Origin of the sequence: Marinobacterium sediminicola (assembly GCF_022343685.1) — a bacterium.
Taxonomy (GTDB): Bacteria; Pseudomonadota; Gammaproteobacteria; order Pseudomonadales; family Balneatricaceae; genus Marinobacterium; species Marinobacterium sediminicola.
On record NZ_CP092123.1, the window covers coordinates 2024740 to 2045050 of the forward strand.

The 20311-nt window shown below is 54.8% G+C and carries 17 protein-coding genes; 6 read left to right on the top strand and 11 right to left on the bottom strand.

Annotated elements, in window-relative coordinates:
• Nucleotides 1-4: 4 nt before the first annotated feature.
• Nucleotides 5-913 carry an ATP-grasp domain-containing protein gene (locus LN244_RS09405; RefSeq protein ID WP_239039541.1) on the bottom strand — a complete coding sequence of 303 codons (909 nt, stop codon included), beginning with the start codon at nucleotides 911-913 and terminating at the stop codon, nucleotides 5-7.
• A gap of 326 nt (nucleotides 914-1239) precedes the next feature.
• Between LN244_RS09405 and LN244_RS09410 the strand changes: the two genes are divergently transcribed.
• The 3 genes from LN244_RS09410 to LN244_RS09420 are packed head-to-tail and all read left to right on the top strand — an operon-like array spanning nucleotide 1240 to nucleotide 4785.
• Nucleotides 1240-2274, top strand: coding sequence for a glutathione synthetase (locus LN244_RS09410; RefSeq protein WP_239039542.1), 1035 nt, complete (start codon nucleotides 1240-1242; stop codon nucleotides 2272-2274).
• Nucleotides 2258-4240 (top strand): flavohemoglobin expression-modulating QEGLA motif protein, encoded by a 1983-nt coding sequence (locus LN244_RS09415; RefSeq protein WP_239039543.1) that lies wholly within the window; start codon nucleotides 2258-2260, stop codon nucleotides 4238-4240. Before LN244_RS09410 ends, LN244_RS09415 begins: the two co-directional genes overlap by 17 nt.
• Before the next feature lie 20 nt (nucleotides 4241-4260).
• Nucleotides 4261-4785 (top strand): mechanosensitive ion channel domain-containing protein, encoded by a 525-nt coding sequence (locus LN244_RS09420; RefSeq protein ID WP_239039544.1) that lies wholly within the window; start codon nucleotides 4261-4263, stop codon nucleotides 4783-4785.
• Here LN244_RS09420 and LN244_RS09425 read toward each other — a convergent pair.
• Both LN244_RS09425 and LN244_RS09430 read right to left on the bottom strand, forming a co-directional pair.
• A complete protein-coding gene (locus LN244_RS09425; protein ID WP_239039545.1) occupies nucleotides 4782-5621 on the bottom strand; it encodes a class II glutamine amidotransferase in 840 nt (279 codons plus the stop codon). The two genes, LN244_RS09420 and LN244_RS09425, sit on opposite strands and share 4 nt — an antisense overlap.
• A 3-nt stretch (nucleotides 5622-5624) precedes the next feature.
• Nucleotides 5625-6815: an MFS transporter gene (locus tag LN244_RS09430; protein WP_239039546.1), complete on the bottom strand. Its 1191-nt coding sequence runs from the start codon at nucleotides 6813-6815 to the stop codon at nucleotides 5625-5627.
• A gap of 219 nt (nucleotides 6816-7034) precedes the next feature.
• On the opposite strand from LN244_RS09430, the gene LN244_RS09435 reads away from it, so the two are divergent.
• Nucleotides 7035-7838 carry a response regulator gene (locus LN244_RS09435; protein ID WP_239039547.1) on the top strand — a complete coding sequence of 268 codons (804 nt, stop codon included), beginning with the start codon at nucleotides 7035-7037 and terminating at the stop codon, nucleotides 7836-7838.
• Between the two features lie 24 nt (nucleotides 7839-7862).
• On the opposite strand, the gene LN244_RS09440 is transcribed toward LN244_RS09435, so the two are convergent.
• From LN244_RS09440 to LN244_RS09465, 6 genes are all read right to left on the bottom strand, one after another.
• Nucleotides 7863-9662: a methyl-accepting chemotaxis protein gene (locus LN244_RS09440; protein WP_239039548.1), complete on the bottom strand. Its 1800-nt coding sequence runs from the start codon at nucleotides 9660-9662 to the stop codon at nucleotides 7863-7865.
• Between the two features lie 115 nt (nucleotides 9663-9777).
• Nucleotides 9778-10464, bottom strand: coding sequence for a M48 family metallopeptidase (locus LN244_RS09445; protein ID WP_239039549.1), 687 nt, complete (start codon nucleotides 10462-10464; stop codon nucleotides 9778-9780).
• Nucleotides 10454-12442: a transglutaminase family protein gene (locus tag LN244_RS09450; RefSeq protein ID WP_239039550.1), complete on the bottom strand. Its 1989-nt coding sequence runs from the start codon at nucleotides 12440-12442 to the stop codon at nucleotides 10454-10456. Before LN244_RS09450 ends, LN244_RS09445 begins: the two co-directional genes overlap by 11 nt.
• On the bottom strand, nucleotides 12439-13422 hold the full coding sequence (locus LN244_RS09455) for a DUF58 domain-containing protein (protein ID WP_239039551.1): 984 nt from the start codon (nucleotides 13420-13422) through the stop codon (nucleotides 12439-12441). Before LN244_RS09455 ends, LN244_RS09450 begins: the two co-directional genes overlap by 4 nt.
• Complete coding sequence (locus LN244_RS09460) at nucleotides 13406-14341, bottom strand: AAA family ATPase (protein ID WP_239039552.1); 936 nt, start codon at nucleotides 14339-14341, stop codon at nucleotides 13406-13408. The genes LN244_RS09455 and LN244_RS09460 overlap by 17 nt, the downstream gene beginning before the upstream one ends.
• Nucleotides 14342-14380: 39 nt before the next feature.
• The gene (locus tag LN244_RS09465; protein ID WP_239039553.1) at nucleotides 14381-15346 is read right to left on the bottom strand and encodes an NAD(P)/FAD-dependent oxidoreductase; all 966 of its coding nucleotides are present in this window, start codon (nucleotides 15344-15346) and stop codon (nucleotides 14381-14383) included.
• 235 nt (nucleotides 15347-15581) lie between these two features.
• On the opposite strand from LN244_RS09465, the gene LN244_RS09470 reads away from it, so the two are divergent.
• The gene (locus tag LN244_RS09470; protein ID WP_239039554.1) at nucleotides 15582-16064 is read left to right on the top strand and encodes an FKBP-type peptidyl-prolyl cis-trans isomerase; all 483 of its coding nucleotides are present in this window, start codon (nucleotides 15582-15584) and stop codon (nucleotides 16062-16064) included.
• 127 nt (nucleotides 16065-16191) lie between these two features.
• On the opposite strand, the gene LN244_RS09475 is transcribed toward LN244_RS09470, so the two are convergent.
• Both LN244_RS09475 and rlmKL read right to left on the bottom strand, forming a co-directional pair.
• Nucleotides 16192-17403 (bottom strand): ammonium transporter, encoded by a 1212-nt coding sequence (locus LN244_RS09475; RefSeq protein ID WP_239039555.1) that lies wholly within the window; start codon nucleotides 17401-17403, stop codon nucleotides 16192-16194.
• Nucleotides 17404-17621: 218 nt separating this feature from the next.
• Nucleotides 17622-19763 carry a bifunctional 23S rRNA (guanine(2069)-N(7))-methyltransferase RlmK/23S rRNA (guanine(2445)-N(2))-methyltransferase RlmL gene (rlmKL, locus tag LN244_RS09480; RefSeq protein ID WP_239039556.1) on the bottom strand — a complete coding sequence of 714 codons (2142 nt, stop codon included), beginning with the start codon at nucleotides 19761-19763 and terminating at the stop codon, nucleotides 17622-17624.
• Nucleotides 19764-20077: 314 nt separating this feature from the next.
• Between rlmKL and rmf the strand changes: the two genes are divergently transcribed.
• Nucleotides 20078-20284 (top strand): ribosome modulation factor, encoded by a 207-nt coding sequence (gene rmf, locus LN244_RS09485; RefSeq protein ID WP_239039557.1) that lies wholly within the window; start codon nucleotides 20078-20080, stop codon nucleotides 20282-20284.
• Nucleotides 20285-20311: the final 27 nt, after the last annotated feature.

The window sequence follows — 20311 nt, forward strand, 5'->3', positions numbered from 1 at the left end:
CAACTTACTGGAAGTGCCCCAACCGGATTCTGAGGAAGTTGTAGATTTCGTTGACAACGTCCACTTCACAGCAGCTTTCGACACCCTCGAACCCAGGTGAAGAGTTGGCTTCACAAACCTTGTAGTGATCACCGGCAAACAGCAGGTCTACTCCGGCGATCTCCAACCCGAGCACTCTGGCTGTCTCGATCGCCAGCCATTCCACTTCAGGCGTCATTGGAAATTCTCGAACCGATGCGCCCCTTGAGAAGTTGGCCTTGAAGCTGCCTTCTTCCGCTATTCGCTCCATACAGGCCACGGCACGACCGCCGATCACGATGACGCGCAGATCCCGCCCACGACTGTCGGCAATGAACTCCTGCAGAATGATGTTCGCCTTGGGGTTGGTCACTTCTACCAACTGCATCAGGTCCTCGAAGTGGCTCAGCGTCTCACACAGGAAAACGCCACTGCCCTGAGAGCCCGACAGGGTTTTAACCACGACGGGAAAGCCAATCTGTTTCTTGACCAGTTCCGGATTAACCGGGAACTTGACCAGCATCGTTTTCGGCACCGGCAAGCCATTCTGCGCCAGAATCTGATGACTGTAGAGTTTGTCCTTGACCGTATCGATACTCTCGGCCGAATTGAAGCTGTGCACCCCCAGGCGCTCAAGGTGCCGAATGACGGCCAGTGCAAAATAGTTGGTCCCGGCCCCCATACGCGGCAGAAAGAAATCCGGCAGCGGTGTTGGCTCACCATCAATCATGACACTGTTACGGTCATCACGGGTGACTGTGAGGTCGAAAGCCTCTGGGGTATAGACCTTGATATCAATGCCGTGCGCACTGGCTTGAGCGACCAGTCGCTCTATTTCGTAAGTTTCCTGTTTGACCAGAGTATGATCGGACTTGTACAGAATCCAGCCCAGCATCGGTTATGCAACTCCTGAAAAAAGATGGCGCGATATTAAGCTCCACAGGGCTTTGGCACCAGCGCATTTTTATCACTTTATGGCATCTGCGCCATCATTGTGAAATCAGGCACTATACTGCCAACGATAGATGAAAAAAAATAACGTATTGCGGGCACAAAAGTGCTTGCCCAACACGGGGTTATGGCGTCCAATGCGCGCACTTGCCACAGGTCGCTCAGCCCTGAGCCCTGGCACATTTCCTATTTGATTACCCAACGCCGACAGCCATTGCCAAGGGCACGCCATGTCGCCCGCTACACTCATCTGTCTGCAGGAGAATGATGATGAAAATCTGCTTTCTGATGTACCCCTGGGAACAGGTTAAACCGGATACCGACACTACCCTGCGCATGGTCCATGAGGCCGCCTTACGGGGTCACACTGTTGCCATCACGTCTCCGGCGAACCTGACCATCCGTGACAACATCAGCAGCGCTTTCTGCAACGTATTGCGCAAGGGCAAGGTATCGGAAAATATTCCGTCATTCTACCGTCATGCCGAATTCCGCCGCAGCCGACTTCCGCTGGCCGGTTTTGATGCCATCATCGTTCGCCTGAACCCGCCATTGGACACGATTGTGCTCAACTTCCTTGATTCGATTCATGGTGATGTTTTCATCATGAATGGGTTGGACGGGTTACGTATCGGTAACAACAAACTTTATACCGCTGCCTTCAATGGTCCCGCATCCAAGTACATGCCTGTCACCCACGTGTCCAAGAACAAGGAATACCTGGAAAAAGCCCTCGAGGAGTCACCAGGCGAGCGCATGATCCTCAAACCCCTGAACGGTTTTGGCGGCAAGGGCGTGATCGTGATCGAGAAAAGCGCACGCCAGAGCTTCCGCTCCCTGCTGGATTTCTACATTGGTAGCGGCAGCAACAGCAACTACGTTATTCTTCAGGAATATGTCGATGGCGCAGAAAACGGTGACGTTCGCATCCTGATGCTGAATGGTGAGCCGATTGGCGCAATGCGCCGCATTCCTGCAGATAATGACGTCCGCTCCAATGTTCACGCCGGTGGCCGTGTGGTGAAACATACTCTGAGCAAAGAAGAGCTGGAACTATGTCGCAGCATCGGTCCCAAACTGGTTCGCGACGGCCTTTACTTCACCGGTCTGGATGTAATCAATGGCAAACTGATTGAGGTCAACGTCATGGCACCGGGCGGCATCGTACGCATCAATAAGCTCAATCGTGTTCGCCTGCAGCGCCAGGTAATCGACTTTGTCGAGAATGTGATCGAGGCTCGTAACATGGTTGAACAACGCAAGAGTGCCTTCCGCAAGGTGATCGAAGATGCAGACGCTGTCTGAAGCCGCCATTCTAGCCCGCATCCAGAATCGAGAACCGGTTCATGCACGGCTTCGTAATGGCGGCCTGGTAATCAGAATCGATGAATACGTTCCGCTGGTTTGTACCGTTTTGCACTCTGGCACCCAGCTCAAGGCTGATGTAGAGAAACGACTGCTGATCAGTAGTGAACAGCGGCGTCTTTTCGAGTCTACAGGGACGGCAGAACTGGCTGACTTGCTGCCGATCACATTGATCGCTGAAGAATCACGTCTGGCCTGTGATTTGAACTTCTCATTGACTCAATGCATGCGGAAACGGCTGGACGGTCGAAGCCTTTGGCGGCGACCGCCAACCAAGGCGATGCAGCAGTACGCCCACCGACGCCATCAGCGCTTCTATCATCTGCTGGATTCTCTTCTGGATGCACTGGAGGAAGATCATGGCCAGTGTCTGTTGGTTGACCTCAACAGCCAGCCTCGTAGCTTCGACAGCGACAGCGGCGTCTTCCATATCATCGATAGCCAGGTACGGATGCCGGAGGGCGAGACGGTCATCAACTGCCTGCGCGATCAACTGCAGGCCATTGAGCTACCTCATCAGGAAGTCAGCACATCCAGTGGCGAGTCTGCTTATCAGGGCGACTACCTCAGCGCCCACGTCAACACACGACACGAACAAACGCTGACAGTCCCTTTACAGATTGATCCTATCTTCAGGGATAGCAGTGGCAACCTGTACCCGCTGGTTGTCGACGCATTGCGTAATGGCCTGCACAGCAGTCTGTATGAAGCGGCCGCAACTTTGGCCCGCCAGGGGTCCAACCGCCCATTGAGTGGGCACGACCTGATGCCCAGTGAGCTGCCCAAAGAGGTTCTCAGGGTTGACCGCGCGCTGAAGAAACTGGCGAAAGGACTGGAAACTCTGCTCTACATCAACCCGATCAATATTGCTCGGGAAGAACGCCAATTTATGCGCAGCAAGGGGCGCTACCAGCCGCAGTTTCGCTATCGTCAATTGCGCATTGACCCCTATGTACACCGGGAGCAACTCTATCGCCTTCCCGTTGACCGCATCCGCGATCCGGCCTTGCGCCAGCTCTATCGCGAGGTGATCGATGCGCTTGCCGAGCGTATCGACCTATTGGTCAGCATCGGCAGTGATCGCTTCCTCTACAATTCGCTGCGTTACTATGGTGAGCCGACACCGGAAGACCTGGCCAATGCGCGTTTTCTGCTGCATGCCATGGACAGGCCAGAGGAAAGCAACGGACGGCGCTATAGCGCCGACGAAATGATCCCGTTTTTTGAGCAGAAAGCTCAGGAGTGGGGGCTCGAATGTCGAGTGGAACTGTCGGATCGGCTGCTGGCTCAAGCAATGGTCAACAATGGCCGAAAAGCCCTCCTGGTTCGCCGCAGCACCAGTGCCAGTGAGTCTGAACTGCATGCTCTGGCCCACCACGAACTGGGTGTGCACATGGTAACGTCGCTCAATGCCGCAGCACAGCCCCTGAAAGTGTTTACCCTTGGTCTGCCGGGCAACACCCATGCTCAAGAAGGGCTGGCAATCCTGAGCGAGTACCTCTGCGGCCATATGACACTGAAGCGACTGAAAACGCTTGCTCTTAGAGTGATTGCGGTTGACCAGATGCTGCGTTACAACGACTTCTGTCGGACCTGGCGCACGCTGGTCGAGGATTACCACTGCCAGGAGGAGGAGGCGTTCAAGATTACGGCTCGCGTTCACCGTGGCGGAGGATTTACCAAGGACCACCTGTATCTGAGCGGCTTCAGCCAGGCACTGAAGCTATGGCGCGAAGGAGATATCACTGGTCTGTACGTGGGTAAGACCGGGTTCACTTACCTTCCATTGATCAATGAACTGCTGGCACGTGGACTCGTTGAATCACCTGCCTACCTGCCGCACAGTCTGTTAAACCCTCAAAGCTGCAGTCCGGAGATTACGTATCTGGTGAACTGCATTCGCTGAATCAGGACAGGAGTCTGAACATGTGGGAGACACAGCTCACCTTGACGGCGGTTGCGATTGGCGCGCTCTTTGCCGCACGCTGGATCAGCAGCCGGATTCTGGACCGTATCGGTCTTCAGAAGCAGGTTGCCAACCGCCGCCTGCTGATGGTCAAACGCTTTTTCGGCCTGCTGCAACTGATTATCACGGTGATGCTGATCTGTATTATCTGGGGCGTGGATTATGCCGAACTGATGATTCTGTTCTCGTCGGCCTTCGCCGTCATCGGTGTGGCGCTCTTTGCCCAATGGTCAATCCTGAGCAACATTACCGGCAGCATCATCATTTTCTTTGCTTTTCCCTACCGTATCGGTGATCGCATCAAGATCCTGGACAAGGATGATGATATTACCGGTGTGATCACCGAGATAAGCCTCTTTCACCTGCACATTCAATGTGACAATGGGGAAACCATTCACTACCCGAACAACCTTGTTCTGCAGAAGGCTGTACGCCGCCTGTCGGCCAACGACCCGGCCGCCATTACCAGTGAGGAAGCCCCCTAGTCGGTCATTGCTTCCAGGGTTTCGTGCCAGAGAGTCAGCCGCGGGCAAGTTTCCAGTAGCACACCATCTCTGAACATCAACACCTCACCTTCGGGCAAGGGCTCCCAGGGACGGTCATCCAGCGGGACGCTTGCCAGCATGACCGTTGACACGCCTTCACGCTGCTCGAGCTGAAGGCCATCAATATCGCGACTGCCACTGGCTTCGCACTGAAGCAAGTGCAGCCCGGGGGCCGAGATCTCACCACTGGCCTGGCGCCGGCGATCGCTGTGCGCGAACAGTAATTCACCGTCTGAATAGAGGAAGTTTGCGGGCCCCAGCTGGCGCAGGCGGGCTGCAAAGTCTGCCACCACTGCCAGCCGCACATCCGACTCAGGACGCCCCTCCTGCCAAACCGCGGCCATACGTGCCATCAACACGCAAAAAGCCCGTTCAGAATCCGTTTCTCCTACAGGCCGAAAATGACCGCTCGGAAAGCGCTTGGGATTATGAATAAACCTGTTCAGATCACCATTATGCGCAAAAAGATGTGTCGCCCCACCCGTCTCTCGCTGGAACGGCTGAGTATTTCGCAGCGCAATTTCTCCCTGGGTCGCATGGCGAATATGACCAAGAAACAACTGAGATGGGCGGTGACGCTCGGTCAACCAACGAGCTGTTTCGCTATGTGCACAAGCTCCGGCCTCTCGAATCAGCTGAACGTCGCCCTGTTCGTACCAGGCGAAGCCCCAGCCGTCACCATGAAGCCCATCCCGGCCTCCATGCCGAGCAAAACGGGCCAGTGACAAAGACAGCTCAACGGGCTCTGAAGTGGTGATCGCCAGGAGTTCACACATGGTTCAACTTACCTTCAATGGCTGCACAACGGCTTCAGCGTCGCGCCTTACCGATTCCAGCATAAACAATGCCACCAGCGTAATGGCCACCACAGGGATCATCAACACGTTCATGGTCGCCCAGCCGACACTGGCTTCCAGCCAACCGGCCGCCAGAGCCGAACAGGTCACCATGCCAAACACCAGAAATTCGTTGGCAGCCTGTGCCTTGGCCTTTTCTGCCGGCTCATAGGCCTTCGTCAGGAAGGATGTTGCACAGATGAACATCCAATTCCAGCCTACGCCCAGAAGGAGCAAGGCGGTCCAGAAGTGCCACTCAGTCTGTCCATGCAAGTTGATGGCGATACAGATCAGCATGATCACGGCACCGGTTTTCATCAACAGTACTTCACCATAACGGCGGATCAAGTGACCGGTAAAAAATGATGGTAAATACATGCCCAGCACATGCCATTCAATGACATTGGCAGCACTGGAAAAACTATAGCCGCACCGTCCCATCGCCAAAGGTGTTGCGGTCATCAGCAGATTCATGACTGCAAAACTGACCATGCCAGCCAGCACGGCCATCAGGAAACGAGGCTGCAACATGATTATTTTGAGTGGTCGCGTGCTGCCCTGGATGTCGCGTGGCATGGGTGGAATACGAATCCACATCAGCAGCATGAGCGCCAGCAAATAGACCCCAGCCAAAACGGCAAAAGCCCCACTGAAATCGACCTCCCACAACACTGATCGGCTGTAAACGGCCAGGTTGGGTCCCAGTACTGCAGCGATGATGCCACCCAGCATCACCATTGAGATCGCACGGCTCTCATAGCCCTTTTCGCAGACCTCCACCGCCGCAAAGCGGTAGAGCATGCCAAACCCTATGCCAACGCCCAAGAGCGATGTCCCGAGACAGAAAAGCGAAAATGAAGCAACCTGCAACGCCAGCAAACAGGTGATTGCACCCGCAAGTCCTATGCAATTACCCAGCAGGAAGCCATTGCGCCGACCGATACGTTGCATGATCAGTGATGCCGGAATCGTTGCCAACATCAAGCCGACAAACTGAAAAGCAACAGGCAAGGTAATCAGCGCTTCCGATGGGGCTAGCTGCTGCCCGATCAGAGCATTGACTGACACCAGCAACACATTGCCGGTATTGAGCAACGCCTGACAAAGCGCCAACAGCCAAACATCTCTATTCATATAACAATCTCATATAAAACGATCGCTCATTTAAGGCGTTCCTGCGTCCCTATGCAAGCCAGCGGCTCCATTGAACCGCTCAGAACCAAGAACGCGTAAACCTGAAGAGGAAGATTTAGCGTGCATAATTTGAGACACTGAGGCTCAGTTTTTGTATATTGCACAATACAGGGTTTACCACCTGTATTGATCTGCCGCCTTAACTGGATGAAACAGAATATGACTCTCGATGAACTGCTGGTACTGGTGATTGAGCCTTCCAAGCTGCAACGCACGATCATCATTGACTATCTGCGTGAGATCGGCCTCAAAGAGATAGAGGCTTTTGAGGAGGCGGCGCCTGCACTTGAACGTATGCAGCAGGTGGTGCCTGATATTGTCGTTTCGTCCATGCACCTTCCGGACATGACCGGCACCGATCTGGTTACCCAGATGCGAAAGAGTCCGGATCTGATGGATGTTACCTTCCTGCTGATCTCTTCGGAGACGCACTACCGCTACCTGGAACCGATTCGTCAGGCCGGTGCCATCGCCATATTGCCCAAGCCGTTCCGCAAGGAAGAGCTGGCAACCGCTTTGCGCAACACCATGCATTACATTCGTGATCTCTATGAGCTTGAGAATGAAGAGCACTCAGACCTGGAGTTCATGCAGATTCTGATCGTTGACGACAGCTCCATGTCACGCAAGTACATCCGCAAGGGCCTGAACGCCATCGGCATCGAGCATATTCTGGAAGCCAAGGATGGAGCTGAAGCCTTGCAGATCATGAAGCAGCGTCGCTTCGATTTGGTAATTTCAGACTACAACATGCCGAACATTGACGGCCTTGAACTGGTCGAACACATTCGACACTACAGCGACCAGCCGACAGTTCCGGTCATGATGGTTACTTCCGAACAGAATGAGAGCCGTTTGGCCGCCATTCAGAGCGCCGAGGTCTCTGCCATCTGCAATAAACCGCTTAACTATGACACTCTGAAACAGATGGTTCGTCAGTTCACCACGGGCACCGATCAGTAGATCGGTGCCACAGTTACCTTTCGATCAGTTTACATCCTTGAGCAGCTGTTCAGGATTGAAGCCCATGATCAAAGCCCCCCAGTGCTTGCCGTCGATGTAAAGCGGAATCGACAGGTCATTCAAAACCTCGCCCGTATCACGAATAAAGGTCTGCAGCAGGAACGGTGAAGTATGTGAAGCACGACGCTTCTCAGCACGGTTGCCCGCAAAGATACGGCGATGACGGCTCTGAAGATTGTCGACCTTGGGATCGCCAGTCATCGGTTTGGAAACCTTGGCATGATGCGCAGGTGCATAGCCGTTGCGATCAACTGCAATCGCATAGATAAATTCCGGACGCTCGGAAATGAAGCGATCGAACATCGGTTGCAGCACCCTTTCAAAACGATCCGTGTAACTGCAGTCAAACTTCTCGGGGGTCTGACCCTCATTGGTACGGCGATAGTTGTGATCGAACAGATTAACCCCTTCCGCCTGCAGCTGTTCCATGGCTGCGACCGTTTGCTGGCTCCATTGCTTGCCGGTCTGAATCATGCGTTCAAAGCCACCATAACCGATTACAAAGCGTGACAGCAGCTCCTGGGTTTCCTCGGTGGAAATCTCCAGTCGTTCAGAGTAACTGCGGGATTCTGCCATTTCGTCACGAATCTCGGTCGACAGCTCTGTGATCGACTGCACATGTCCATGAGACTCTCGGTTGGTATGAGACAGTTCATCAATTGCGGCACTGATTCCGGTCAACTGGGCATTGACCTCCTCGAAATCAGAAACCATGCGCGCAAACTGCTCGTTGGTAGAAGTAATAAAGCGATCGGTATTTTCGACGTATTCCAGAATGTTATGCGCACTGGAGCGGGTATCGTCCACCAGTGAAGACATCTCACTGATGTTCTTATCAATCTCCTGAGTCGCAATACTGACTTTCTGTGACAGCGTTCTCACCTCGTCTGCCACTACGGCAAAGCCCCGTCCAGCTTCTCCAGCACGCGCGGCCTCAATGGAAGCATTCAACGCAAGCAGGTTAGTCTGATCCGAAAAGTCCTTAACCATTGACAGAATATTGGTGATATTACCGGAATTTTCACTGAGCTTGTCCACCGTCTGCTGGAAACCGGCAGCCAGTTCACATACAGCACTGACCTGCTCATGTACACGACGCAGTTCATCTCGTGAGGCATGAACCTCTTGCATGTTGCTGTTATTCTGCTCGCTGATTGTCAGAGTGCTGCCGGCGATCTCATCAATCGCCTGAGTGGATTCCTGGCTGGACTGAAACACCAGCTGTGCCTGCTGCTCCTGGTTTTCGGCAGAGGCATGCGCCTGCATGACGACTTTCTGCAGACGAGTTGCGGACAGCGCCACGCTGACTGAACGACGCTGGCTCTCAGCAATCATCTTCTTGAGGCTGTCGGCAAACTCGTTATATGCCGCTGCCATCTCGGATATCTCGTCGTGGGTATACTCTGGCAAGGTGCCTGAGATATCGCCATCCTTGTCCTTGATCGCTCTTAAGACATTGGTGATTTCTCGGATCGGACGCAAAAACAGATGACGCATGAAAAAGATGGTTCCGATACCTGCTACCAACGCCACACTGATAGTGATACCCGTCGTCCACAGCAATGCGGACAGGCTGCCTTCTATCGCCTGCTGCTGGTCTGGGCTAAGCGCCAGATTAGCCACCACCTGACGGATATCGGCCGCAAAATAGCTGCCAAGGACAATAAGGATTAAATGTGGCAATAGCAGGAAAAGCACGTTACCTACTATTTTCTTTGTCAGTGTATTGAATGCCGCTTTTTCTATTGCAGTGTAAAGGCTCATGGTCATCCCGTTAATTATCGTTATCACGGATTTGCGCCAATCCAATGGCCCCACGTAACAGGTGTGTTATTTTTGCCACAGCCTTCAATCAATCACCATCCTCCGAAGGTATCGTTCACCACCTCAGCCAGGACGTATAACGTTGCATTTTTCGATACAGGTTTCTGTGCTCCTTGCAATGCTGCAACATTAAGGCATGAAATGAGGGGCCATGATTGAGATACCGCAGGTGGCAAAGTTCATGCAGGATCACATAGTCCTGCAGTTCTGCTGGCAGATGCAACAGCCGCCAGTTCAGCTTCACCTCACCACGACTTGAGCATTGCCCCCAGCGCCCTCGCCAGTTGCCAATGCCTATTTCAGTGGGGACCAGACCCGTCCGGGCAGATATCTCGTGAGTTCGTGCAATCAACAGTTCCTCCGCCTGTGAGGAGAACCAACGCCTCAACTGTTCTGCCACTGCATCTGTTTCGTTGCGACGTACCCGGTGTGACAGAGTCACATGAATGCTCCCAACTCCCCGCTCGACTCCGCTGGCAGACCCACGTTTCCAGTTCAGGGCAAGCATCTCGCCGTTCCAGGGCACAGCGCCTCCCTGGTGAAGGCATATGCGCAAGGCTTCGATTTCATTCTGCTGTCGCTGCTGATGTCGGTGGATCCATTCCCGGCGACTTTGCACAAAGGCCTCCACCACCGCCTGACTGGCTCGCTCAGGCGCGCGCACGATCACCTGACCATCGCGTACCTGAATGGACAGAGTCTTGCGCCTGGCGCTGAGCAGCAACTGGTATTCAGGATTCATGCCTTTTCCCGCGAGGTAGCTCTCTCAATAATTGTCGACTCAAATGGATCATTTCACCGCGTTGCTCAGGGTCTGCCTGTTCCGCATAACGCAGTCGATCATCCAGCAGCGCCAGCTTCAGAAGCATACCCTTCTGCCGCGGCCAGTCATCAGCGGATCGCCGCAGCCACATTGACAGCGACTCAGCCGGCAAGCGCTCATTACCCAATACAGACAAGCGCTGCTGCAAACGTTGCAACACACGCTCCAGAGGATCCCGGGGTGATGCCCGACGGGGTCTCATCAGATACCAGGCGAGGCCACCAAAAACCATAGCACTCGGCACTATCCATGCCAGCACTTGCCGCCATTGCTCACCACCACCCAGCCAATCACGGAGCAGGTCTGCCTGCTGCCCTTCATAATTCAGCACCCATCGATGCCAGGCATAATTGAAGGCATCATAACGTTGCGCCAGATCGCGCAGCCAACCAGCCCCCAATCTCGAGACAGCCCCGGCGAAACGGTTTTCATAGGCACGAAAATACTCCTGCGCCGAGGACCGAATGCGTTCCGGTGCAACCGCTGCGGTCGGATCGAGTCGCTGCCAACCTGAACCGGGAGTCCAGTATTCAACCCAGGCATGGGCATCATACTGACGTACCTGAAGATACCCTTCATAGGGGTTCCACTCACCTCCTTGATACCCGGTTACTACACGGGCCGGTATGCCGGCACTGCGCAAGACGAATACAGTCGCGCTGGCAAAATGCTCACAGTATCCCTGCTTGGCTTCGAATAAGAACTGATCCACACTGTCTCGCCCAAGCCGGCCGGGCTCCAGCGTATAAATGAATTCCCGATTGAAAAGCTCCATCAACTGTCGAATCACCCGGCTCGTATCACCGCCACTGTCTGCCACCAGTTGACGTGCCAACTCCCGGCTGTCCGAGTTACCCCTTGCCGGCAACTGCAGATAACGCTGTTCCTCTTGAGCTGTCAGCAAAGGCTGAAGCCGGTAAAGAGGCACCGACTGGAGCCGGTATTGAAGACGACGATCAACTGCCTGACTCGCACGCAACGTCCTGACAGGTGTCATGAAAAATCCAGCCTCGGCCTTCATGGGCTGATCCAATGCAGGCAACCAGGGTCGACCACTGGCTTCCATAATCACTTCATAATTTTGCCCTTCAACCAGTGGATACAGTTTTTCGGTCCTCAACTGACGGCGCACTTGAAGTGCCGGTCGAGTCCAGCGACGTCCATCGAACTCACTCAAAACCAGCATGCGCCAATAACGCTGCTCGGGAGGCGGCACAGGCCCGGAGAATGAGGCACGGAAGGCAAGCGCACTTGACTGTGCCAGCTTACTGACATCACCCGGTGACAGCTCGTCAGACAAACCGGTTTGGGCTTGCCCCGTATCGAGCGTTACAGACCAAAAGGGCTCCAGGCGGGGGAACAGAAAAAACAGTACCAGCATAAAGGGAATCGCCGGAAACAAAAGTCGTACCGCATTCCTGAGATGGTCTGCATACAGGTTATTATGATCGGATTGCTGAATACTGTTCATCGCGGCCAGTACCAGCGTCACGACCAGAAAAACATAAGCGGCCATCCAAACCGTTTCATTGAACAGAAACGTGGTCGCCGTCACGAACAGAGTGACAAAGAGCACCACAAGGGCATCTCTTCGATGATAAATCTCCAACAGTTTCAACGCTTGGCCGACAACCAGCAGCGCCACCATGGTTTCAGGTCCTGCCGTTTGATTGAAACTGAGAATCAGGCCCATACAGGCAGCAATGACCAATGCGGTCTTGACTGACCAGTGAGGGAAAGACCAGCGCCCGCTGTGAATCATCAACCTTGCGCCAGCGGTGCTGACCACCAGCGCAGGCACCCATAATGGCAGCCACTCCATATGGGGTAACACCGATAACAGCACCACAAGCAACTGCCAACCGACCGCCGTACGGCTTATGAGCCCACCTTTCATTCACGATCCTCCAGACCGTAAAGTGCCAAGGCGGCAAGCGAGCGGCTTCTATGTGACTCCCCCATGGCCGGTGCCAGGCTAAAGCTACCCAAACGAAGTCCGAACCTCACTTCGCGTACAGACAAGGCCTCAACCCAGGCCGCGAGCCGCGACAGCCTCCGTTCCAGCGCTTCGCCCCCCATTGCATCAAGATCGAGCCATAGATCCGGGTCCTGGTGTCCTGCGAAGTGTTTGGCGTGCAGCCCCCTGCCCCGCGCATAGCTCTTCCAGTCGACCTGACGGGGAGACATGCCCGCTTGAAAACGTTCGAGGCCGGCAAAGTCATCGTCACCACTTCGGGTACTCATGCGATCACATCCTTTGGCTGACGGCTCCTGTAACGAGCTTGGCAAAGGCGTGACCAACAACTCGGGATAGACGAGTGTCTTAATCTCAAGATTCAGCCATGACCAGGCACGAAATAGCCCCAACGGATAACAGGTTTCCAGCTTAACCCCTCCAGGGCTCAGCCAGCCTCGCCTTGGTGCCGGGCAATACAGCCGCACTCTTTGACGGTCATTCAGCAGATCAACGACCTGAGTCTCCTCAGATGACTCAAGCCTGAGGTGAAGCTGTTCAAAACAGCGGGTCGAGTGACGCTGCAGCTCCAGTTCAAACTCGGCCTGTCGTCCGGCAAAACAGGGTCGGGAGGGCAGCGCCTTTACTTCAATACCAGCCAGATTCGCATAGGTGTGGAAAATGGCCGTCAGGAAAACGCCCAACAGCAGGAACGTCACCGCATAGATCAGGTTGTTTTCGTAGTTGATCGCCATAACCAGCAGCATGAGCAGCAACAGCAACCAGGCACAACCGGCTTTCGTGGGCAGGATAAAGATACGATTCTGAGTCAGGGTATGTGACGGCGCACGCCGCTGACGCGCAAGTGTCCACTGCCTGATTTTTGTCTGCAGGTATCGACGCAACTCAGTGGCCAATGACATCAACCTCAGCCAGCAGCCTTGCAACCAAACGTTCACCTTCATGCCCAGACAGGTCACTTGCCGAGCGAACACGATGCGCTACCACGGCCCCCAGCACAGCCTGTACATCTTCGGGAACCACATGGTCACGCCCTGCCAGCCAGGCCCAGCAGCGTGCGCAACGCAGCAAAGCCAAGCCGCCCCGGGGCGACACACCATAGCTGAACTCTTCGGACTCACGGGTGTATTGCAGCAATCGTTGAACATAGTCGATCAGACTTGCCGAGGCGTGCACCTGACGACAGCCCTCCTGCACCTGTTTCAGCTGCGGGGGCGTCAAACACTGTTCCAGCTGCTGTGCGCGCTCACGTGTACCACCGCCCGCCAAAAGCTCACGCTCCACTTCGGGCGCCGGATAACCCAGGGTGACACGCATCAAGAAACGATCCAGTTGGGATTCCGGTAGCGGAAATGTCCCGAACTGGCTGGAAGGGTTCTGAGTGGCGATCACGAAAAAAGGCCTGGGCAGGGTGTAAGACTCTCCCTCCACGCTGACCTGCCCTTCCTCCATTGCTTCCAGTAGGGCAGACTGCGTCTTCGGTGTTGCACGATTGATTTCGTCGGCCAGCAGCAGCTGGGTGAACACCGGACCCGGGTGGAAGCGGAATTGACTCTCTCGAGGTTCGAAAATGGATACACCGATGATGTCGGCCGGCAGCATATCACTGGTGAACTGAATACGTTTGTCATCCAGGCCCAGCACTCGGGCCAGCGCGTGAGCAAGCGTCGTCTTCCCCATGCCGGGCAAATCCTCGATCAGCAGATGCCCCTCGGCCAACAGGCAGGTCAGCGCCAGCCTTACCTGCCGCTCCTTGCCCAGAAGCACTGATGACAGCGATTTCAGTGCTTGATCAATATGTGTCCTTAGTGTTTCAACCACAACCACGCCCTCCTAATGTGGTCGCAAGTCTAACAGCGCTCAGTCATTCGTCTCCAGTGCCCGGATCAAGAGATTAGCGCTCTCTACCGCTGCCAGAATCCCCTGACCACACACCCAGTCACCACATACCGCCAGACTGCCGCAAGAAGAAACCGGCCTTATTTTCTGGCTCGACTCAACGTTGGAATAGAGCCACCTATGCACACGCAGAGCGTCTGGCTTCACGGATTCTCCCAGCAGTGCCGAAAGCGCCCCGATCAACTGCTGGCCCACCCAACCAGGGTCGGCATCCACATATTGCTCCGACCATCGAGTATTGGCCTGCAGCTGCCAAATTTCACCTGAGCGACCGGGCTTGCTACTGTCACGACAGATACGCGCCAGTATCGGATGGTCACCTTCAAGCACATCCACTTCAGCCAGCTTGACTGGCCTTTCAGGCAGTTCCAGCAGCGACACCCAGGATGGCGTCATGCGTGCACTCGAGGCTGCTCGCTGCAACGGGTCAGAAGCCGCCAGTAATGGCACCGCCTGAGGAGCCGGCACGGCGAGTACAACACGCGTATAGGGTCCTTTTGTCTCACCCGCCTCTGTATGTAGCCACCAGCCACCCTGATTATGTTCTTCTAGAGCAACGATGCGCGTTTCAGTGTATAGCGGCACACCTTCCAACAAAGCACGCGTCAACGAACTGGCACGCGGCATTGGCACCCAGCCTTCCTCTTCTGCACAGGTCATCAATTTCATATCTGATCGTTTGTGAGGCCATTGCTCCAACGGCAGCTGTGCCCTCGCATCGAGCAGGTGCATGGCTGCCTTGGAATCGATCAGGGCAGCACCCAGATCTGCCGACGCACCACCCAAACGTGCTGCAGCAAGCCGGCCACCGGTTCCGCGGCTTTTTTCGAAGACCTCTGGCATCCCCCCCCGGTCAGCCAACTGACGCGCTACCAGACACCCGGCAAGCCCGGCACCGATCACTGCAATTCGTTCGTCCGCGAACATCGTGTTCTCCCGTCCAAATTTCGCAATTACGCATTTTTTACAAGGTGGGATCACTCACGGGCAGGTTTCAGGTTGCACCCTTGGGACACGACCGTTAGCATGTCTCTCAAACCAACCGGGAGCCCTGCCAAGCTGCCCTGTTACCGGCTCATTGAGCCCTGTGTCATCACTGGCAGGGGCCATGTCACTGGTAGCCTGAGCATCGAAGCATCTCCTTGCAACCAGGAGACACCTGATGCAGATCGCCGAAAAAACCGTCGTATCGATTCACTACACACTGACCAATGCCGAAGGCAACGTACTGGACAGCTCCAATGGTCAGGAGCCTCTGGCTTACCTGCAGGGTGCCAGCAACATCATTCCTGGTCTGGAAAATGCGCTGGTCGGAAAATCCGTTGGTGACAGCCTGAAAGTGACCGTTGAGCCTGAAGAAGGTTACGGCCCGGTGCGTGAAGAACTGGTTCAGGACGTTGACCGCAGCGCCTTCACCGGTATCGATGACATCCAGATCGGCATGCAGTTCATGGCGCAGACTCCCTGGGGCGAGCAGCCGGTTACTGTAGTAAAGGTCGAAGGAGACAGTATCACTTTGGACGGCAACCACCCGTTGGCCGGTCAGACCCTGACCTTCGACGTTGAAGTTGTTGAAGTACGTGATGCTACCGAGGAAGAACTCGAGCACGGTCATGCTCACGGTGCGGGTGGCCATCACCACTAAGCCGTAACCTCGGCGGCAGAATGTCGCTGCGGCTGTGACGCATCAAAAAAATCCGGCCCTGTATCAGGAGCCGGATTTTTTGTTTGACCACTGAGCCTCCTGCCTGCGGACAGGAGGCACTTCGCATTCAGCGATCGTCGGAAGTCGCTTCAATACGGTGAATGCTCAAATCCGCACCGTTGTACTCGTCTTCCGCGTCCAGTCTCAGCCCAACGAGCTTCTTGATCAGGCCATACACGATCACACCACCGACAAGGGCAATGATCACCCCCAGTGCAGTACCCAACAACTGTGACATGAAGCTGACACCACCCAGGCCTCCCAGCGCTTCACTGCCGAAAATACCGGCAGCAATACCGCCCCAAACGCCACAGAGCCCGTGCAGCGGCCACACACCCAGCACATCATCGATTTTCCAGCGGTTCTGTACCAGGGTGAACGTCCAGACAAACAGGACACCAGCCACAGCACCTACCAGCAGGGAACCAAAGGGGTGCATAACGTCGGAACCGGCACACACTGCCACCAGACCGGCCAGCGGGCCGTTGTGAATAAAGCCCGGGTCATTTCGACCGGCAATCAGCGCACTGATGATACCTCCCACCATGGCCATCAGACTGTTCACGGCTACCAGCCCCGAGATGCCATCAAGTGTCTGTGCGGACATCACGTTGAAACCGAACCAGCCAATGCAGAGAATCCAGGCGCCCAGGGCGAGGAAGGGAATGTTGGACGGCGGGAAAGCCACCAGCTTACCGCCTTTATAGCGACCATTACGGATACCCAGGAAGACAACGGCAACCAGTGCCAGCCATCCACCCACGCCATGCACCACAACGGAGCCGGCAAAGTCATGGAAAGGTGCACCAAACTGGTTCTCCAACCAGCTCTGAACCCCATAGTTGCCGTTCCAGGCAATACCTTCAAACAGCGGGTAGACCAGTCCAACGACCAAAGCAGAGGCTGTCAGAAACGGCCAGAAACGCCCTCGTTCCGCAATGCCGCCAGAGATGATCGCCGGGATGGCTGCAGCGAACGTCATCAGGAAGAAGAACTTGACCAGCTCGTATCCATTGCCTTCTGACAGCACCTCGGCACTGTCATAGAAGGTGATGCCATACGCCAGCCAATAGCCGACGATCATGTAGGCCAACGCCGAAAAGCCGAAGTCACTCATGATCTTGGCCAAGGCGTTCACCTGGTTCTTGCGGCGGACAGTACCGACCTCAAGAAAGGCAAATCCTGCATGCATGGCAAACACCATGATCGCCCCCAGCAGGATAAACATTGTATTCGCGCTCTGCGAGATTTCACTGATCGCACTGCTGATCGATTCCACGCTTTTCCCTCCGTAAAGGTTTCAGGTGCTCCAAAAAAGTGCGGCTGCACCAAAATACAGCACTTTCACCATAGCACCTGCTGCTCAAAATGACGGAGCCCGCTTTGGTGCAGCCGTATTACGGGCCGCACCAGAATTGGGCATCACTTGGGCTGTATCTTAAGCAGGATTCGTGCCAAATACGGAACAGACTGATGCGCAATCAGTAACAATCCGCTTTAACTGCCGTGTCGAATCTCGAAACAGCAGTGAATCTTGGCGTTGCGCTTGAAATCAGGATCAAGAGTTTGCGGGGTAATATCCTTGATATCGAAAGCCGACAAGGCCTCACGATCGATGACAAAACGCCGATAGTTGTTTGAAAAGATCAGCAGGCCATCCTTCCTCAACAGCTGCATGGCACCTTCGATCAGGCGCACATGATCACGCTGAACATCCAGTACATCCTGCATGCGCTTGGAATTGGAGAATGTCGGTGGATCCATGAAGATCAGGTCATAGCGCTCAGCATGCGGCTGTTCCAACCACTTGAAGCAATCAGATTGCACCAGCTTATGCCGCGCCTTGGGTAAGCCGTTCAATTCCATATTACGACGCGCCCATTCAAGGTAGGTTGCCGACATATCGACGCTGGTCGTGGTTGCTGCACCGCCCACGCCTGCATGCACACTGGCAGTGGCGGTATAACAGAAAAGATTGAGCACATCCTTGCCCTGGGCCAGCTGCTGCAAACGATGACGTACCGGACGATGATCCAGAAACAGGCCGGTGTCCAGGTAGTCATGCAGATTCACCTGCAGGCGGCAGCCATGCTCGATGATCTCCATAAAATGCCCAGTCTGGTCCTGACGTTCATACTGCTGCTGCCCTTGCTGGCGCTTACGCTGCTTGAGAACGACACGCTCAGCCGGCAGCTCCAATACAACCGGTACCGCCTGCATCACATCCTGCAGTCGTGAGAAGGCTTTTACAGGATCAACCTTGGCCGGCGGCGCATACTCCTGCACGACTGCATGACCGGGATACACATCGATCGCCACGGCATATTCAGGCATGTCGGCATCATACACACGGTAACAGCTGATTTGTTCCCGTTTAACCCAGCGTGCCAGCTGCTTCAGATTTTTCTTCAAACGGTTAGCAAACATCTGCGCCTGCTCACTCAGCCCCGTTGCGGCCTCGGTCTCGGGAGCCTTCTGCTCGCTTTCGTCACGCTCATGCACCTTGAACAGCAACAACTTGCTATCAAGCGCGCCGTTAAACATGCGGTACTGCTTGTCAGCTCGCAGCTTCATCACCTTGCACAACTCCGGGTTGGCGGTGAAAACAGCCGCCTCCCAACCCGTGAAACCGACTCTCAGCCTGTCTCCCAACGTGCGATACAGGAACATCAGAGATGACGCTTCCCCCAGACGTTCCCCGTAGGGCGGATTGGTCACCAACAAACCGGGCACATCATTGCCCGGTGACACCAACTGCTCCAGAGGGCGCCGTACAAACCGGATGTAATCGGCTACACCCGCACGCCTGGCATTCTCACGAGCACGCTCCAGTACCGTCTCATCGGCATCAAAGCCGAAATAGACCGCCAACAGATCCGCCAATCCCTGCTCTCTGCGCTCTCGGGCCTCTTCCAGCAAGGCAGTCCACACTCGTCCGTCGTGACCCAGCCAGCGGCTGAAGCCGAAACGCTGGCGGAACAGACCCGGTGCAATATCCGCGGCCATAAGCGCAGCTTCAATCAGCAAAGTACCCGAACCACACATGGGATCGACCAAGGGGGCTTCGCTGCTGGCGAAAGGCCAGCCTGATCTGGCCAAAACAGCCGCTGCCAGGTTTTCCTTCATCGGAGCCGCACCGGCTTTAAGACGATAGCCACGTCGATGCAAACTTTCGCCGGACAGGTCAAGTGCAACCACGGCCTTACCTCGATGCAGGTGCACATTGATCCGAAGATCAGGCTGATTCCGTTCAACCGTAGGGCGCTGTCCCGTCGCAGTGCGAATCTGGTCCACGATCGCATCCTTGACCTTGAGCGCGCCAAAATGGGTGTTGTTGATGGCTCGGGAACGGCCGTTAAAGTCAACAGTCAAAGTGCCTGAAGGCCGCAGGTGTGCCAACCAGTCCACCTGCTGCACCAGCGCATAAAGTGCATCGGCTTCCTCAACATCACCCTCTGCTACCGGCATCAGCACACGGTTTCCCAATCGAGACCAGAGACAGATACGGTAGGCAAGCTCCAGCTCACCCTCGGTGTAGACACCGGCTACCGTCTGACGGGTATTTTGCCCGCCAAGGCGCTCGATCTCATCCTGAAGGAGATTCTCCAGACCTTTGGGGCAGGTAATAAACAATTTCATGAGGCAGGAAGACTCCGATACTGGAACACCTGGCAATACAGTGCCATGACTGGATTGCAAGGTGAAAAAAATTCAACGCCATCGCACACAAGGCGATCGACCAATAAGCCATTGTTTCACAATGAAATGCTGCAGATGCGCTCGGACAAACTTTATGACACTTGTGTAACAGTATAGTTTTTTTAAATCGCCACAGCCTGCGTTTTCAGTTATCAATGAGGGGTGACGTCACAGAGAAACGATAGAACAGCGCATCCCCATCGACAGCAGTTCAACCGACGGGGAGAGTATAATCAGAATATGTGAGGCGCAATATGAAGAAACAGAAACGGGATCGTACATCTACTCTGTTTAATCGTGGATTCATGGCTGGCATCAACGGGCGATCCCGTGAAGAATGCCCAGTCCAGACAGTTGAACTGCGCAGTCACTGGATGAGTGGCTGGCGCGAAGGACGTGAAGCGCATTGGGGTGGAATGTCCGGTGTTTCTGCAATTCAGGCCAACCCTTCATTACATTGATAACACATCCCTTTTACTGATCGACAG

Coding starts and splice junctions, on each gene's coding strand:
- LN244_RS09430 (WP_239039546.1), bottom strand. CDS start 6,815: ATGAATAGAGATGTTTGGCTGTTGGCGCTTTGTCAGGCGTTGCTCAAT.
- LN244_RS09435 (WP_239039547.1), top strand. CDS start 7,035: ATGACTCTCGATGAACTGCTGGTACTGGTGATTGAGCCTTCCAAGCTG.
- LN244_RS09415 (WP_239039543.1), top strand. CDS start 2,258: ATGCAGACGCTGTCTGAAGCCGCCATTCTAGCCCGCATCCAGAATCGA.
- LN244_RS09440 (WP_239039548.1), bottom strand. CDS start 9,662: ATGAGCCTTTACACTGCAATAGAAAAAGCGGCATTCAATACACTGACA.
- rmf (WP_239039557.1), top strand. CDS start 20,078: ATGAAGAAACAGAAACGGGATCGTACATCTACTCTGTTTAATCGTGGA.
- LN244_RS09465 (WP_239039553.1), bottom strand. CDS start 15,346: ATGTTCGCGGACGAACGAATTGCAGTGATCGGTGCCGGGCTTGCCGGG.
- LN244_RS09455 (WP_239039551.1), bottom strand. CDS start 13,422: ATGTCATTGGCCACTGAGTTGCGTCGATACCTGCAGACAAAAATCAGG.
- rlmKL (WP_239039556.1), bottom strand. CDS start 19,763: ATGAAATTGTTTATTACCTGCCCCAAAGGTCTGGAGAATCTCCTTCAG.
- LN244_RS09405 (WP_239039541.1), bottom strand. CDS start 913: ATGCTGGGCTGGATTCTGTACAAGTCCGATCATACTCTGGTCAAACAG.
- LN244_RS09470 (WP_239039554.1), top strand. CDS start 15,582: ATGCAGATCGCCGAAAAAACCGTCGTATCGATTCACTACACACTGACC.
- LN244_RS09425 (WP_239039545.1), bottom strand. CDS start 5,621: ATGTGTGAACTCCTGGCGATCACCACTTCAGAGCCCGTTGAGCTGTCT.
- LN244_RS09410 (WP_239039542.1), top strand. CDS start 1,240: ATGAAAATCTGCTTTCTGATGTACCCCTGGGAACAGGTTAAACCGGAT.
- LN244_RS09420 (WP_239039544.1), top strand. CDS start 4,261: ATGTGGGAGACACAGCTCACCTTGACGGCGGTTGCGATTGGCGCGCTC.
- LN244_RS09450 (WP_239039550.1), bottom strand. CDS start 12,442: ATGAAAGGTGGGCTCATAAGCCGTACGGCGGTCGGTTGGCAGTTGCTT.
- LN244_RS09445 (WP_239039549.1), bottom strand. CDS start 10,464: ATGAATCCTGAATACCAGTTGCTGCTCAGCGCCAGGCGCAAGACTCTG.